Genomic DNA, 16,863 nt, shown 5'->3' on the forward strand with positions numbered 1-16,863 from the left:
ATTATGAAACTACTTAAACCAATTCTAACTGTTTTTGCGCTAGCATTTGCGCTTATCTTCGTCACAGCTTGTAGTTCAGGTGGAAGCTCTGATGCTTCCTCTACTAAGGCAACTGCCAAAGCTCGCACCATTGAAGAAATTAAGAAAAGTGGCGAACTTCGTATCGCAGTCTTTGGAGACAAAAAACCGTTTGGTTATGTTGACAACGATGGTTCTTACCAAGGTTACGATATCGAACTTGGTAACCAATTAGCACAAGACCTTGGTGTCAAGGTTAAATACGTTTCTGTTGATGCTGCCAACCGTGCTGAATACTTGATTTCAAACAAGGTTGATATCACCCTTGCCAACTTTACAGTTACTGACGAACGTAAGAAACAAGTTGACTTTGCCCTTCCTTACATGAAAGTTTCTCTCGGTGTTGTGTCACCAAAAGATAAAGTCATCAAGGACGTTAAAGAACTTGAAGGCAAAACCTTGATCGTTACAAAAGGAACTACTGCTGAAACTTACTTTGAGAAAAATCACCCAGAAGTAAAACTCCAAAAATACGATCAATATAGCGATGCCTACCAAGCCCTTCTTGATGGACGTGGAGATGCCTTCTCTACTGACAATACTGAAGTCCTAGCTTGGGCACTTGAAAACAAAGGATATGAAGTAGGAATTACTTCTCTTGGTAATCCAGATACTATTGCACCAGCAGTTCAAAAAGGTAACCAAGAACTACTCGACTACATCAACCAAGAAATCGAAAAATTAGGTAAGGAAAACTTCTTCCACAAAGCCTATGAAAAAACACTCCACCCAACCTACGGTGACGCTGCTAAAGCAGATGACTTGGTTGTTGAAGGCGGAAAAGTTGACTAAGTTTTAAAAAGAAAAACGAACAAGGCTAGAATTCTGGTAATCAGAATCTTATCTTGTTCGTTTTTATCTAGTCCATCATAGATGCAATTTCCATCATAGCAACAACATTAATTGCTTTACCAGAGGTTAGTGAATGATTAGCAAATCCAAGAGCTACACGGAATTGTACATTCTTGTTTGCTGGGCTATAACCATCTCCCATCATCATAGCTGCATAGTGACTTTTAGAGTGTTTCCATCTAGTATAGAAATTATGAGCTAATGCCTTTTCATTTGTAAGACTCACAATATCCCAAACATCAGTTGCTTCTGCTGCGTTTTCTGTCATTGCATTTGTTTGTTTGTAGAACTCTGGATCATAAGCAGTTGACCAACGAGAACCATCAGGACGTTTATGCTTACCTTCCTTCTTACCTTGATAACGTAAAGATCCATGATCTGCCATTTCATTAGCACGAATATTAGCAACTCGAGTTAATTCGCTATCATCTGCTGCGATTGTTGCAGGAGTCAAGCCTTTACGAGTGCGTTCTTCATTAAGAAGTTCCATGAAGTGTTCATTAAGTTTACGATTATCTATAATCTGTTCAAGCTTGTCAAGTTCTGCTTGAGAAAGGCGTGATGCTTTCCAAACTGAGACAAGTCCCATGTCTCGAGGAAGATCATCTCCGTCATCTGTTTCATCAACAGCCACACGATCTTTATCAGCTTGAGAAAGATTATCGTGTAGATACTTAGCACTGCGGTGATCTTCATTGTTCGGATCTAAACCGTTTTCACCTAAACTCTTAATATCTTTCCATGTGCCATCAATATCATAATTGTCATCACTTGTTGGAACAATGACATCTGTTGGATCAGCGACACGTTTTTTCTTAGTACCATTAAAGGTAATGGTATCAACTGCATCCTTAGTTTCAACTAGCTCACGACTTTTAACAGTTCGTTCACCAGTTTTATTGTTTACTGAAATAACTTTGCGGTAACGTTTGAAGCCGTCACGCCCATTTTCAGTACGACTTTCACCCTCAAAAAGGTTAGAGTCATTTTCAGTTCGAGAACCATGAGAAATTGTTTCAGTTTCTTCTTCAGTAACTTCAGACATCAATTTCTTAGTTCCATAATGAACAACTTTTTGTTTTGCTGGAACAGAGTTGATAAGTTCACGACTGATTTCTGTGCGGGTTTGATTTTCATCATTTAGATACTTAACTTTATAAGTTTCTTTACCATTTACAGCATCTTCAACAGTTTCATCACCTTCAAAAAGATTAGAATCTGCTACTCGTTTTTCACCTACAGAAACAATGACTTTATCTTCATTCACATAAGTATAACGTTCTTTTGTTCCCTTAAAGGTAATGGTATCAACTGCATCCTTAGTTTCAACTAGCTCACGACTTTTAACAGTTCTTTCACCGGTTTTGTTGTTTACTGAAATAACTTTGCGGTAACGTTTATAACCGTCACTTCCATCTTCAGTACGAGATTCACCTTCGAAAAGGGTAGCATCATTTTCTGTTCGATAACCATGAGAAATTGTTTCAGTTTCTTCTTCAGTAACTTTAGACATCAATTTCTTAGTTCCATAATGAACAACTTTTTGTTTTGCAGGGACAGTTTTGATTAGTTCACGACTGACTTCTGTACGGTTTTGATTTTCATCATTACTGTACTTAACTTTGTAAGTTTCTTTACCATTTACAGCATCTTCAACAGTTTCATCACCTTCAAAAAGATTAGAATCTGCTACTCGTTTTTCACCTACAGCGGTAATAACTTTGTCTTCGTTAGCATAAGTGTAACGATCTTTGGTTCCAACTTCGACTACTTCATCAACTGCTGGAACAGTTTCAGTATTGACTAGTTCACTCTTAACAAGTTTACCATCTTCATAGTAGTCTTTGTAGTTTTCGATAATCTCACCGTTTTTACCTTTAGTTTTAACAACTCGTTGATCAGAGAAAAGCTTGTCACTTTTAACTTCTACAGTCTTGAAGTTTTCTCCAGCTTTACGCTCAACTCGAGTTTTGTTTTCTGTCAAAACTTTATGTGTTCCAACTCGAACAACTTCTTTAACAGGTTTGACCTCATCACTTTTCACTACAGATGAACGACCATTTCCGTAAACAATTGTAGTTTCTGTATAAGAACCTTTTTGACCCTTAGTTTCTACTACACGTTTCCCTTCATTTAGTGTCTCATCTTTAACTTCTTCAGTTTCGTAATTTACTTCAACTGTTCGAGAAGTGCGGCTTGTTTCAACATTTTCACCGGTTCCGATTTCAACAATTTCATAAACTGCAGGAACTTCATTTTCTCGTTTTTCATCACGAGAAACTTCTTTTCCATCTGGAGTAGTGACAACAATAGTTACAAGTTCATAAGAACCATCCTTGCCAACTTGAATTACTTTTTTCTCGCCTTTTGGAAGGTCTGGATTTGTGCTGCTAGTAACTTTATGTTCAACTTTGTGAGTTTCTCGAGTTACTGTTTCAAGATTTTTCTTAGAAACTTTTGTTCCTACATGAACAACTCTGTTTTTTGCATCTTTTTGAGTAGAAGAAACAAGAGTACGACCAATTTCTACACCATCTTCAAGTGTTACAGTATAGACTTCAAGTTTTTCACCAGATTGACCAGCTCTCACTTCTTTTTCTACTCCAGCATCTAAGTTTTCATCTGGAACGTATTCTGTACCAGGAAGAATAGGAGTACGAACTACCTCTTCTTTTGTAGTACGAACTACTTCTTTAGAAGTTTTAGCACCAACATGGATAACTTTATCAACTGCAGGAATTGTTTGAGTTCCTGTTGCTACACGACTAACTTCTACACCATTTTCAATGGTAATTGTGTAAGTTGTTTCTGTTTTTCCTGCAACACCTTCTTGAACAACTTGAGTTTCACCAACATTAAGATTTGCATCTGGGACATGTTGGACTCCAGGTTCAATTACAGAAGTTTCTACTTCAGTTCGAGTAGTTACAACTTTTTTAACTTCAGGCTGAGCTGGAATGGCTGGCTGAGCTTCTACAGCTGGTTTTCCATCTTCTGCTGGTTTAGCAGGCACTTCTGGTTTTGCTGGAGTAGCAGGTTTAATAACTTCTTCAGTTGTTTTTTCACCAACTACAGTATTAGTTTTACCAGTTTCAACTTGTTCTTTGTTTCCTGGTAAAGTTGCTTGGTTATTACCTTCAACCTTATCTTTTTTCTCTTCTAAAGTTTTTTCTTCTTTAGTTGGAGTACCAGTTGTTTGGTCTTTGTTTTCTGGAACAGTTGGAGTTGTAACTTTAGTTTCAACTTCTTTTTTCTCTTCCTTCTTATCTAAGACCTTATCTTTTTCCGGCTTAGCTTCAGGTAATTTTTCTTGAACTTCAGGAGTTCCTTTTTCGATAACCACCAACTCTGGAAGTTTAGTCTGGACTTCAGGAGTGCCTTTTTCACTAACTACCAATTCAGGTAGTTTGGGTTGGACTTCTGGAGTTCCTTTGTCACTAATTACCAACTCAGGTAATTTAGGTTGAACTTCAGGAGTGCCTTTTTCACTAATTACCAACTCAGGTAATTTAGGTTGAACTTCAGGAGTACCTTTTTCGCTAATTACCAACTCAGGTAGTTTAGGCTGAACTTCTGGTGTTCCTTTGTCACTAACTACCAATTCTGGTAGCTCTTGTTGAACAGCTGAAATACCTTTGTCATCTGTAACTACAAGTGATGGAAGTTCTGGTCGAACAACCAGCTTCCCTTTTTCTAATGTCGTTTTTTCTACCTCAACTTTTTTAGTTAAGCTATCAGATTTTTCCAGTATTTTATTATCTTTATTACCTACCTCTTGTCTAGAAACTTGCTTAACTGCTTCTTCACCTTCATTTGTTACCTGTGACTTAAGCTTTTCCTCTACCTTCGTTATTTCTGATAATTTTTCATATGATTTATCGAGAGATTTAATCGAATCTTCAACACCAACTTCTTTAGTAGCTACAAATACTTTGGACAATTCCTCTTTGGCATCTACTTTAGGTGGGAAACTCTTCTCTGTTTCTTTAATAGTATCAGTTGTTGAGTATTCTTTTTCTTTTGAAGAAGAATCTGAAACAGTAACACTTTCAGATTTTCCTTGGTTTTGACTCGATTGATTTTGCAACACAACAGTTCCAGCTAAAATTCCTAAAAGTGCGACAATTGCTGCTGAGATTACCCAACCTCTTCTACCTTTTTTCAAAGTCTTTTTTTCGTTAGTATTTTGTCTATCCATCTTTATTTTCCTGACTTTTCAATGATTCTCTCTTTAACATACCTACACTATCTAATATATTTTTTAGAAAAACGATAATTTCGAACAGTACCTATAATACCTCCTATGCTGCATGTAAATAAAATCAGAATAAAAATGGAAAAGCTATCGCCAATTACTTTAATACTATATAGATAATTAAAAATTAAAAATAAAGGTAGCGAAATCGGCAGTATAGTACAGCTCACAGCAGCTCGTCTCATTTCTTTGGTCTCTCCACTCATAAACCAAGTCAAAGGCAAAAATCGCATCCAGTTTAAATATTCTTTCTGTTGGATTTTTTCTTCAAATAACTGAGTAAATAAAGTATAAAACGGCAATGCGACATAGTAAGTTGCTTTGACTAAAAAGTACATTACAGTTATAAAAATGGCAAAACCCCACCACATATCTCTATCTGTTTGATCAATATCACTTTCATATTTCGGTTTTCCAAACATCTTATTTCTCCTAATCTATTATTTCATTAAATTTGTAAATGTATTAATTGTTGTCATTTTGTTATTGTAATCAACTTTTCTTTGTAATTCTTGAAACTGATAATTTAATTGCTCTGTCCTTATCAAATCTTCATACATATTTTGCGCTTGTCCTAGGTCATAGGCTCTACCTTGATCAATTACATTAACCATATAAGCAAAAGCATCAAAATGAATATCTAATCCTGCTTGTTGCCTTGCATAAACAAATGGGATACTATTCAATTTCTCTATACAATAGTTTCTAGCTTGAGCAACTTCATCCTTATGTTCTTTTACTTGATTTGCTATTGGTTTTTCATGCTTCACTCGTTGATAAGCAAAATAAATTGGAGACCATAGCAGAACCCATGCTCCCACCCAAAGGGAGTATTCAAAAGGTTTACTTAAGATTCCTAAACCAGAACTAGAAAATTCACCAAGTCTATCCATATAGGCAACTAAGAACAATGAACCTAAAATTCTGAAAATCCATCCCAAAACACTTAATTTCAGGTTGATAAGAGAAACATGTTTTCCATCTACTATATAAAAATACTTAGTCAGGTCTTCTACTCTTTTAGACCAAATAGCAGCTTCAACTATTAAGTTTCTACTCCGTTTAGGCTCTTCTATTGTCGAAAGATATTCTTGTAAAACAGTCTGGTATGATTGCGGATTAGCGATAGGATAATATTCATATTTTTTGCCTTCTGCAGTAATGACATCAAGTGAATGGTATGTCCCATTATCAAAAACTTCAGACCAATGTTTATTTGGTAACCGCCCTTTTACATAAGCTTCCCAAATAGTCCATTCATCAAACAAATCTGACTTATATTCATCCGGAATAATTCCTAAAAAATAATCTAACTCATTCTCCTCTTGAGAAATAATATCACTCTTATTCATCTATAACTCTCCTTTCCTAGTTATTTTATCATATTGTGGATATATACACAATATGAAGTCAGATACTTTTTTCTTATAATTAAATAAAAGGAGTTGATGACGATAATCAGTTTTAACCCACTCTGGGCTACAATGAAGAAAAAAGAAATTTCTCAATATAAGTTATTAAAATCCGGAGTTGATAACAAAACTCTTGACAGCTTAAAGAAAAACAAAAACATAACTTTACTAACTCTAGAAAAGCTATGTCTCATTTTAGATTGTCTTCCAAATGATATCGTTGAATTTATCGAAGAAACTCCCGATTCAAATATTAGTAACACATTTATCTAGTTCTAATATTTATTCTTGTATTGGAACATTTACTTAATCTACCTTCTATGACATTGTTCACAGTATAAATCCAATAATCAGAACAAAAACTCAATTTGACTAGAAACTTCGAAAAACATTTCCACAATAAAACGCATCATATCAAGCTTTTCTACACCTGATATGATGCGTTTTTATATTATGAAAGTCTCTTTCTCAAAACTCTTTGATTTTTCTACACTTCTTGCCAATTTTCCTGGTCTTCTTTAAATCGTTTTAAAAGGTCAAGTCCTTCTGGTGTGATGTAGCCTTCTTCTTGGGCTAGGTGGATAAGCTCGCTATAGTTTGAAAGGGTCACCAGTTTGACACCAGCATCCGCAAAGTTCTTATCTGCTTTTGCTAGTTGATAGCTAAAGATAGCTACAACACCTAGAACATCTGCTCCTTCACGCTTGGCAGCAGCCACGGCCTCAAGAACTGAGCCACCAGTTGAAATCAAATCTTCAACAACGACCATCTTTTGCCCTTGGGCTACACGGCCTTCAATTTGGTTGCCTGCTCCGTGGTCTTTTGGTTTGCTACGAATATAAGCAAATGGCAGATTCATCTTATCAGCGATGATGGCTCCGTGTGGAATCCCTGCTGTTGCAGTTCCTGCAATCACTTCTACTTCAGGAAAGGCTTCTTTGATAGCTTCCACAAAACCATTTTCAATCAAGTTGCGTGTTTCTGGGTATGCAAGCGTTACACGGTTGTCCGTATAAATCGGTGACTTAATGCCTGATGCCCATGTGAAGGGCTCTTCTGGTTTGAGGTAAACGGCCTGAATTTTCAATAGATGGCTAGCGATGTCTTTAGCAAGTGTCATGGTGTGCTCCTTTTTATAGTATTAAATGAATCTTCTTTTTAAACCCAATCTTGTGTCCATTCTTCTTTGATGGCATGGTAGGCTGCGACTGGATCAGCTGCTTGCGTAATCGGACGCCCAACTACGATGTAGTCACTGCCAATCTGGTAAGCTTGTCCTGGGGTTACTACCCGTTTCTGATCTCCTGCTTCTGTCCCTCTTGGGCGAATCCCTGGTGTCAGACAGATAAAGTCTTCATGAGTTGCTTGTTTGATAAGCTTGGCTTCTTGAGCCGAGCAAACGACTCCATCTAGACCAGCTTCAGCTGTTTTCTGGGCATAGTGGATAACCGACTCTTGGAGGCTGGTTTGGATATTTTGACACTCCTGCATTTGTTCTTCCGAGGTTGAGGTTAATTGGGTCACCGCTATGAGAATCCCCTTATCTCCCAATCCTTCACGCGCTGCCTGCATCATCTCAACTCCACCTGCTGCCTGCACATTGGTCATATCAACTCCTAGGTTGGATAAGATTTTCATGGTTGATTTGACTGTATTGGGAATATCATGCAGTTTGAGATCCAAAAAGACACTATGTCCTAATGACTTCAAATAGCGGACAACTTCAGGTCCTACAGCATAGTAGATTTCCATTCCTACTTTGACATAGAGCTTTTCCTCTGCTGGAAATAGGGCTAAGAACTCCTTGGCTTCTTCAAAACTTGGAAAATCCAGAGCAATGACTGGGCGACTTTCACGCATGCGTTTCTCCTCTTATCTTTCTTATCAGCCCAGCTTCCGTCAAAAAGACTACAAAAAAGGAACCTGCCAACAGCAAGGTTCCACGAAAAATGGGTAGAATCCACCCTTTCACCGCCTAACCTTAGCTGCCTCTCTGGACTGCTTTAAAGGTTTTTTACTATTCTATTATTTAAAGCGGGACTTGTCAAGTAAAAACTAGTATTCGACGAACTTTAAAGCCAAGACTCACAATCAAGTCAACAGAATCATCTTAAGCTTAACGACTCTGTGATTGTTGGGTTGTTTGATTTTGAGTTTGATTCCCTTGCTCTTCTTGTTTTTTCTTTTCTTCTTCCTGCTTCTTCTTTTCCTCTTCTTTAGCTTTGATTCTTGCTTCTTCTAAAGCCTTATCCGTTAAGCTATAACTATAGATCCCGACTTCCATATCAATACCGCTCGGAACTGTTAGTTGGGGTTTAATCTTACTATAGTAAGGCAATTTTTTACCTAGTTCTGATAAAGGAACCAAAATCTCATCCGTATCATACATGGTAATCTTGAGCAGATCACTGGTTACACTAGTTGGAGCCAATTCAATCGTTTTGATCGCCTGCTTAATCTCTGGGCTGACTTCAGCTAGTTGTTCAATCAAGGTTTTGACTTGCTGCTCATCGTTAAAGAGTACGGACATATAGGTTTCTGGAAGACTGACTAGACTAACTGGACTGGTTTCCACCATCCCACTAGAAAGAATCGGATAATGGTCCTCTCCAGAAACATAATAGGCTACAATCACGTATTCCTTGACCTGGATGGTGAAATTGGTCGGGAATTGATAGCGAATACTAGCAGATTCAATCCAGTGATTAGACTTAATCATCTCAGCATGTTTGTCTTTATTGAGGAGCAGGCTAAAGGTATAGTCACTATCACGAATCCCTGAAGCCTCTTTAATTTGGTCTGCATTGGTCTCTACTGTCCCAGTGACTTCTATGTTTTTCAGAGTTGAGTATGGCGTCAAAAGATAGATGGAAAAGAACAAGACAAGCAAACTTGGGATTAGAATCGTAACAGCACGCCAGATATGAACACTTGGAATAGAAGGCTTAGCAATCTTTTCCTTAGACTTAGATCTCTTTTCTTCTACTTTTGTTTCTTCAGATTTTTCGTCAGATTTTTCGCCCTCTTCTTCCACTAGTTCTGGTTCAGTAGTTTCCTCCTCATTTTCAAGCGAGTACTGGTCTTCTACACTCTCCTTCTGCTCTTCAGGATTAGAATCTGAATCATCTTCCTCCTCAGTGTCCTCAGATAAGTCTGACTCTTGTTCTTCCTTGGTCTCTTCCTCAGCCTTTTTACGCAGATATTCACGGTTCTGCTTCTGCCACTCTGATAAAGTGGTTTCTTCTTCCGGAGCTTTTGCAACTTCTTTTTTATTGGTATCTGCTTGGGCCTTTTCTTTGGCTAGTTGGGCCTCTTCTTCAGCTTTTTTTTGAAGATATTCTTGATTTCGTTTTTGCCACTCTGACAATTCCTTGCCTTGAGTTGGCTCTTGTTTCTTATCCTTTGACATCGATTTTCCTTATGATAGATCTTTTGTTAGTAGCGCATAAAAATCCGCCACAGATTTTAATTCATGAGAATTCTTCATCGTGTTCTGGTAGTCTTCTTTGTGGGTCAAAAGCTTGCTTACTTTTTCTTCTAAAGTAGACAAGGTCAAATCGCCCTCTTGCAACTCCTCAGCATAGCCTTTTTTCACAAAGTAAGCCGCATTTTCAATCTGATCTCCACGGCTGGCTTCACGACCTAGTGGCACAATGACATGCAATTTAGCCATGGCAAGGAGCTCAAAAATCGTATTGGCACCACCACGAGTGATGACCACATCAGCCATATTCATGAGAGGTTGATAGAGCTCTGTCACGTAGTCAACTCGATAGAGGTTTGAACTTAGTTCATTTAAGCTAGCATCCCCTGTTAGGTTGATGATATTATAGCGACTAGTCAGCTCTTCCTTGTGGTCTGTTACTAGTTGGTTAAAGACACGCGCACCAGCAGAACCTCCGACGAAAAGAAGAGTTGGTAGCTTATCATTGAAAGAAGTTCGGATATCCACCATTTCTTCAGGCTCTTCCATAATTGGTCCAGAAACCTTGGTCACAGCTCCTACATGTTCTACCTTAGTGAGGCTAGACGCTTGCTCAAAAGTAGAGTACATTTTAGTCGCAAACTTATAGGCAATTTTATTGGCCAATCCCATAGAGAGGTCAGACTCGTGGATAAAGACTGGTACTCTACATACTCGCGCTGCAATAACAGGCGGAACAGATACAAATCCACCCTTAGAAAAGAGGGCTTGTGGACGAGCTCGAAGCATGATAAAGAGCGATTGAAGGATTCCAAAAGCAACCTTAAAGACGTCAACCATGTTTTGCCATGAGAAATAACGACGCAATTTTCCAGTTGCAATAGAATGGAAGGTGACATCTAAACCTGACTTGAGAATTTCATGATGCTCAATTCCGTTTTTGTCACCAATATAGTGGACTTCCCAGCCATCTTCGATAAACTTAGGCATTAACAAAAGGTTGAGGGTAACGTGTCCAACCGTTCCCCCACCAGTAAATACTATTTTTTTCATATTATCCCTTTAACTCCGCTACAGTGTCGATAAAAAGATCTCCACGCACTTCAAAGTTGGCATACATATCCCAGCTAGCATTGGCTGGACTGAGGAGAACAACATCTCCTGCTTCTGCAAGTTCATAAGCCTTTCGAGTTGCATCAGCAATATCTCTTGCATCCACATAAGCCACACCAGCCTTATCCGCTGCACGTTTGACACGTTCTGCAGATTGACCGAGGATGACCATTTTCTTAAGTCCAGTAATATCAGGAACCAATTCGTCAAACTCATTGCCACGGTCCAACCCACCAGCAATCAAGATAACCTTGCTATTATCAAATCCTGACAAGGCTTTTTGAGTTGCTAAGATATTGGTTGACTTACTATCGTTATAAAATTTAACGCCATTGATTTGATCTACAAACTGGAGACGGTGTTTAACGCCACCAAAAGCTGACAAGGTTTCATTGATGGTTTCATTGTCAACACCACGAAGTTTAGCAACAGCAATGGTTGCAAGAGCATTTTCCACATTGTGGCTACCTGGAACACCGATTTCATCAGCTGCCATAACTTTTTCACCACGGAAGTAAAGAAGACCATCTTCAAGATAAGCTCCATCAACCTTTTCCTGTGTTGAGAATGGTACTACAGTCGCATTTGTCTTTGTCGCAAGTTCTTTAGCTAATTCCTGGTTGAAGTTCAATACTAGGTAATCAGCAGCTGTCATATTGCTTTGAATATTCCACTTGGCTTCAACGTAGGCTTCAAAAGAACCGTGATAGTCAATATGGGTTGGCATCAGATTGGTGATAACAGCAATTTCAGGATGGAATTCCTGGATTCCCATTAGTTGGAAAGAGGATAGCTCCATGACAAGAGTATCCTTATCTGTCACAGTTTGAGCCACTTGACTAGCAGGATATCCGATGTTCCCTGATAAAAGTCCATTTTGCCCTGCAGCAGTCAGAACTTCTCCAATCATAGTGGTGGTCGTTGTCTTCCCATTTGAACCAGTAATACCGACGATTGGTGCTTCTGAGATCAAGTAGGCCAACTCAACCTCTGTCAAGACTGGAATGCCTTTTTCTAGAGCTTTTTCAATCATTGGATTGCTATAAGGGATTCCTGGATTCTTCACCATGAGAGCAAAATCTTCGTCCAATAATTCCAAAGGATGACCACCAGTTACAACCTTGATACCATCTTCCAAAAGGCTTTGAGCCGCTGGATTTTCCTCAAAAGGTTTACCATCATTAACCGTTACAATGGCACCAAGCTTGTCCAAAAGACGAGCTGCTGACTCACCTGATTTGGCCAAACCAAGGACTAATACTTTCTTATTTTCAAATTGATCAATTCGTTTCATATCTAGAACTCCATTTCTACTCTTACTATTTTACCATTTTTATGAAAATAAAAAAGCCACAAAGGGCTTTCTTATTTGTTTTTGTCCTCGACCAACTATTCTACAGACTTGAGGGCTTCAAGCATATCTACCTTTCGGAGATAATGATTGACAAAAAAGCCTAGAATGGTCAAAATGACACTAACAGCTAGAATTGGAATGAGATACACTTCCCAGCCGACTTTCGGTTGAAAACGGAAGGTTCCAGGTGCGATCATCTGAATGAGAAATTGATGGAGATAAAAGCCTGAGACTAGACCTACAATCATTCCAATTAGTGACAATAGGATGGTCTCCCGATAGATATAAAGGGTCACTTCTTTGTTATGAAAACCAAGAACCTTGATGGTTGAGAGTTCCCTAATCCGTTCAGCAACATTGATGTTGGTCAAATTATAGAGAATCACAATAGCTAGTAGCACCGATACCAGCACCAAAATCGCCATGGTATGATTCAGAGAATTGGCAAAACTTTCAAAGAGCTGAATGGTGGAGGCGTTTTGAACGAGGCCACTGACAGCAGCTAGATCCATAAATTCTCCTGCGACGGTTTCAGTATTTCCTTCACTTTTATCCTTGAGTTGGACCAGATAGGTGTTCATCTTGGGAGCTTGACCATAAATTTTCTCATAGGTCGCCTGATTCATATAAACAAAATGGCCCACGTAGTGTTCGGTAATGGCTCCAACCTTAAAGGTTTTTCCATCTATTGTAAAGTTGTCACCAAGGGAAACTCCTGCCAACTGGGCTAATTTTTCAGTCAGAACAAGTCCGTTAGATAAGCTCAGTTTTTCCCCATTTTTTTCTAGGAGGACAAAGGGAACCAGATCATCTTGATCCGTTACCATCATGGTCACGGTTTGAACACCTGCCTTGCCAGCATACTTTTCCTCAACCTGTTTGGAAGAAATTAAACGATAGTTTTCAACTTCATCACTCTGCAATTTTTCTTCTAGCTTTTCCTTATCAGAATCTGAAGCTCGAGAATTGACAGAGAGAATCATCTGATATTGTTGCAGATCCTTAAACTGCCTGTCTGCCACGCCAACCACAGAGGATTGAATACCAAGCCCTGCAAAGAGGAGGGCTACTGAACCTGCAACTCCAAAAATGGTCATCAGCATGCGTTGTTTGTAACGGAAAATATTGCGAGCAGTTACCTTTTGGGTAAAGCTCAAATGAGACCAGATAAAGGTGATCCGCTCCAAGAGAATCTTTGAGCCCTTGACTGGTGGCTTGGGTAGTAATAATTGTGCTGCTTCTTCATGCAATTCTCTGCGAGATACAAGGTAAGCAGGTAGGACACTAGCTACTAAGCTTAGTCCCAAAGCTAAGCAACTATAGGTCCAGTAGAAATATTGCTGACTCTCTCCAACAATCATTCGCTCAGTGATGATATGCGAAATAGTAGGTGCTAAGATGTAATGTCCAATCAGAATTCCTAGAAGGGTTCCAAGAGTCCCAGCAACCAGACCATAAATCACAAACTTAGCAATGATGTCTTTGCTATGGTAGCCTAGAGCTTTGAAAATACCAGCATTGGTTCTTTCCTCATCTACAAAACGAGTCATGGTGGTAAAGGTAACCATGGCTGCAACGGCATAGAGAACAACTGGAAAGATATTCCCTACGGCACGAATACTCATGGCCGAGTTACTATACATGAGGTAACCTTGACCAGTAGGAGAACTCTTGCGATTGTAGACATGATAGGTTGGCTCTGTTAGAGCATTGACCTCATCCTGACTGGTCTGCCACTTAGCCTTTTCCTTAGTAAGATCTGTTTCGGCTTGGCTCAGCTTTTCCTTTTCTTGCTTTAGTTGGTCTTTTGCTTCTTCTAACTGACTAGATGCTTGACTTTTTTGTGGTTCTGGTAGTTGGCTCACTTGATTTTCTTGAGCTTGTAAACGCGTTTCGACTTCCTGCAGGCGTTTCTTACCCGCTGTCAAGTTGGTCTCTGCTTCATCCAGTTGCTTCTTTCCTTCATCAAGTGATTTTTGAGCATCTTTCTTCATTTTCTCTAGCCGCGCTTGACCATTATCAGCAACTAAGTTCTTTAGAGTTGCTTCTTCTTTCTCTAGCTTCTTTTCGTAATCACTAGAGAAAGGATTGACATCTGTTAGACTAGCAAAACGCAGGCGGGCAATCGTGTAAACAGAGCTCTTAAAATTTGCTTCAGTTACGACACCATAGGCTGCTAAGTTCCCATTTCCACTAGCTGAACTCCCCATATCCGTTTTTGAGAAAATATCTGGAGAGTGGACGAAGCCTGTAATGGTATAACTATCCCGCTTCAACTGAGAATTACTGCCCTTCTTTTGGCTCAACTGAATGACTTGACCAATCTGATAACGGTCTTTCCAAAAGTCCGCCAAGGCCAATTCATCCTCTTTCTCAGGCAAACGTCCTTGTGTCACCTCAAATTTTGAAATCTTTTTAGTATTTGAAAAGATCCGTATGGCATCTTCACTGTTTGCCAGAGTCAAATCTGTCATATAACCAAATTCAACATCTGCTCCCGTATGGTTTTGCAATTCTTCCTGGTCTGCCTGATCTAGACCATAATCTGCTATGACGGTCATATCTGCCGCATTAGTATCTTTCAGATAAGCCCAAGCTGTTCGCTCCATATTGGGACTGGCTACTTTGAGACCAACCACGGCTAAAGAACCTAACATCATTAGAGTTAGGATGGATAAAAACCGTCCCTTTGAACCTGTGAAAGACTGGAGCAGGTCTTTCCAATATGTCTTTCTTTTCATCTCAGTACTCCAAATCATCAATATCCTGTGGTTGAGGATTGAGGACAACACTCTTGACACTGGCATCATGCATCTGAATCACCCGATCAGCTATTGGAGCTAGGGAGGCATTATGGGTCACAATGATAACGGTAGCCCCCTTCTTACGTGACATATCTTGAAGAATCTTTAGAACCTGCTTACCCGTCTGGTAGTCCAAAGCTCCCGTTGGTTCATCACAAAGGAGAATTTTAGGATTTTTTGCCACCGCTCGAGCAATGGATACTCGTTGTTGCTCACCGCCTGACAGCTGAGCTGGAAAGTTATTTAGACGGTGTCCTAAACCTACATCCTTGAGAACCTGCTCAGGATCCAAGGCATCGGCAACAATTTCTGAAGCAAGCTCAACATTTTCCTTGGCAGTCAAGTTAGAAACCAAGTTGTAAAATTGAAAGACAAAGCCAACGTCATCTCTACGATAGTTAGTTCTCTGATGAGAAGTGAAATTCGAGATATTAGTTCCATCAATCCAGACTTGCCCTTCATCGTTTGTATCCATACCACCTAGAATATTTAAAACGGTTGACTTCCCTGCACCAGATGACCCAAGGACAATGACTAGTTCTCCCTTTTCAATCTCGAAGTTGACATCTCGATTGGCTACGATTTCTGTATCACCAGTATGATACCTCTTATAGCTGTTTTTCATTTCAATATAAGCCATCCTATCTCCTCCTCTTCTCCTATTTTCATCTTTATTATAACTCTTTTGAGGAGAGAAAGAAAGCTTATCCCTGTAGACTTTAGAGAGATTTTCAAAGTCCTCAGATGAGCTGAATTCAAGTCAGTATAGCCATGCCTTACTCACCATGTTTCTGAGGCAATTCCTCTAGTTTGTTATTTTAGTTTTTTGTCGAATATCATCTCTGGTCTTCTTTTGCAATTAATTGTTTAGATAAAAAAGCGAACAAGACCAGCTTCTGTTTATCAGAAAACTAGTTTTGTCCGCTTTTTATTGTCGAGATTAGTCTCTTGATCCAATCTCTATGACTTGGATGCTTTTACATCATCTTATTCGTCGTCTCTTTTCTTGCCCATTGCAAACATACCAAGAAGTGCTCCTACAACACCTACGGCTGCAAGGCCAGCATTTTCTTTAGTGCCTGTCTCTGGGAGTTTGTATTGATGACTTGCAGGTGCTTGGTAGGTCTTATCTTGTGACATAGCAAGAGCTATTTGTGACTGCTCATCTTTGAATTCTGGAAGTTCATGGATAGCTCCTTCTGATCCATTGACACCACCTGTGAATTCTGGACCTACTTCTTGAACAGCTGCTGCTTCACCATTCACACCACCAGTAAATTCTGGGACTTCATGGATAGCTGCTTCTGCTCCATTGACACTGCCTGTGAATTCTGGGCTTACTTCCTGAACAGCTACTTCTTCACCTGCTGTACCAATAGCTCCTGTGTATTCTGGGATTTCATGAACAGCTGCTTCGACTGCGTTAACGCCACCCTTGAATTCTGGGACTTCTACTACTGGTGCTGCTTCATCACCTGCTGTACCAATAGCTTCAGTGTATTCTGGAACTTCATGAACAGCTGCTTCTGCTCCATTCACACTGCCTGTGTATTCTGGGATTTCCACTACTG

13 protein-coding genes are annotated in these 16,863 nt (G+C 39.4%); 2 read left to right on the top strand and 11 right to left on the bottom strand.

The features are described from left to right. Nucleotides 1-3 precede the first annotated feature (3 nt). Nucleotides 4-870 (top strand): cysteine ABC transporter substrate-binding protein, encoded by an 867-nt coding sequence (locus tag QEZ38_RS01590; protein WP_281334803.1) that lies wholly within the window; start codon nucleotides 4-6, stop codon nucleotides 868-870. A gap of 67 nt (nucleotides 871-937) precedes the next feature. Here QEZ38_RS01590 and QEZ38_RS01595 read toward each other — a convergent pair whose 3' ends face one another. From QEZ38_RS01595 to QEZ38_RS01605, 3 genes are read right to left on the bottom strand one after another with little or no spacing between them, the layout of a single operon-like run. Then, nucleotides 938-5,128 carry a G5 domain-containing protein gene (locus QEZ38_RS01595; protein ID WP_281334804.1) on the bottom strand — a complete coding sequence of 1,397 codons (4,191 nt, stop codon included), beginning with the start codon at nucleotides 5,126-5,128 and terminating at the stop codon, nucleotides 938-940. 47 nt (nucleotides 5,129-5,175) lie between these two features. Beyond that, nucleotides 5,176-5,607 carry a hypothetical protein gene (locus tag QEZ38_RS01600; protein ID WP_281334805.1) on the bottom strand — a complete coding sequence of 144 codons (432 nt, stop codon included), beginning with the start codon at nucleotides 5,605-5,607 and terminating at the stop codon, nucleotides 5,176-5,178. An 18-nt stretch (nucleotides 5,608-5,625) separates the two neighbouring features. Next, nucleotides 5,626-6,537, bottom strand: a complete 912-nt coding sequence (locus tag QEZ38_RS01605) for a hypothetical protein (protein WP_281334806.1) — start codon at nucleotides 6,535-6,537, stop codon at nucleotides 5,626-5,628. 132 nt (nucleotides 6,538-6,669) lie between these two features. Here QEZ38_RS01605 and QEZ38_RS01610 point away from each other — a divergent pair, with 132 nt between their 5' ends. After that, nucleotides 6,670-6,870, top strand: a complete 201-nt coding sequence (locus QEZ38_RS01610) for a helix-turn-helix domain-containing protein (RefSeq protein ID WP_281334828.1) — start codon at nucleotides 6,670-6,672, stop codon at nucleotides 6,868-6,870. A 214-nt stretch (nucleotides 6,871-7,084) separates the two neighbouring features. Here QEZ38_RS01610 and pyrE read toward each other — a convergent pair whose 3' ends face one another. The 8 genes from pyrE to QEZ38_RS09805 form a co-directional block, all read right to left on the bottom strand. Next, on the bottom strand, nucleotides 7,085-7,717 hold the full coding sequence (gene pyrE / locus QEZ38_RS01615) for an orotate phosphoribosyltransferase (RefSeq protein WP_281334807.1): 633 nt from the start codon (nucleotides 7,715-7,717) through the stop codon (nucleotides 7,085-7,087). Nucleotides 7,718-7,755: 38 nt separating this feature from the next. Next, nucleotides 7,756-8,457, bottom strand: a complete 702-nt coding sequence (pyrF, locus tag QEZ38_RS01620; RefSeq protein WP_075232222.1) for an orotidine-5'-phosphate decarboxylase — start codon at nucleotides 8,455-8,457, stop codon at nucleotides 7,756-7,758. 256 nt (nucleotides 8,458-8,713) lie between these two features. Then, a complete protein-coding gene (locus QEZ38_RS01625; protein WP_281334808.1) occupies nucleotides 8,714-10,006 on the bottom strand; it encodes a cell division protein FtsQ/DivIB in 1,293 nt (430 codons plus the stop codon). A 9-nt stretch (nucleotides 10,007-10,015) separates the two neighbouring features. Continuing rightward, the gene (locus QEZ38_RS01630) at nucleotides 10,016-11,074 is read right to left on the bottom strand and encodes a UDP-N-acetylglucosamine--N-acetylmuramyl-(pentapeptide) pyrophosphoryl-undecaprenol N-acetylglucosamine transferase (RefSeq protein ID WP_281334809.1); all 1,059 of its coding nucleotides are present in this window, start codon (nucleotides 11,072-11,074) and stop codon (nucleotides 10,016-10,018) included. Nucleotide 11,075: 1 nt separating this feature from the next. After that, nucleotides 11,076-12,428, bottom strand: coding sequence for a UDP-N-acetylmuramoyl-L-alanine--D-glutamate ligase (gene murD / locus QEZ38_RS01635; RefSeq protein WP_281334810.1), 1,353 nt, complete (start codon nucleotides 12,426-12,428; stop codon nucleotides 11,076-11,078). Between the two features lie 95 nt (nucleotides 12,429-12,523). Then, nucleotides 12,524-15,229, bottom strand: a complete 2,706-nt coding sequence (locus tag QEZ38_RS01640; protein ID WP_281334811.1) for an ABC transporter permease — start codon at nucleotides 15,227-15,229, stop codon at nucleotides 12,524-12,526. A gap of 1 nt (nucleotide 15,230) precedes the next feature. Next, nucleotides 15,231-15,932, bottom strand: coding sequence for an ABC transporter ATP-binding protein (locus QEZ38_RS01645; protein ID WP_153225307.1), 702 nt, complete (start codon nucleotides 15,930-15,932; stop codon nucleotides 15,231-15,233). A 347-nt stretch (nucleotides 15,933-16,279) separates the two neighbouring features. Beyond that, nucleotides 16,280-16,858, bottom strand: a complete 579-nt coding sequence (locus QEZ38_RS09805) for an SIALI-17 repeat-containing surface protein (RefSeq protein WP_425445015.1) — start codon at nucleotides 16,856-16,858, stop codon at nucleotides 16,280-16,282. Between the last annotated feature and the right edge of the window lie 5 nt (nucleotides 16,859-16,863).

This window comes from Streptococcus taonis (assembly GCF_029948085.1).
In the GTDB taxonomy this organism is placed as follows: Bacteria; Bacillota; Bacilli; order Lactobacillales; family Streptococcaceae; genus Streptococcus; species Streptococcus taonis.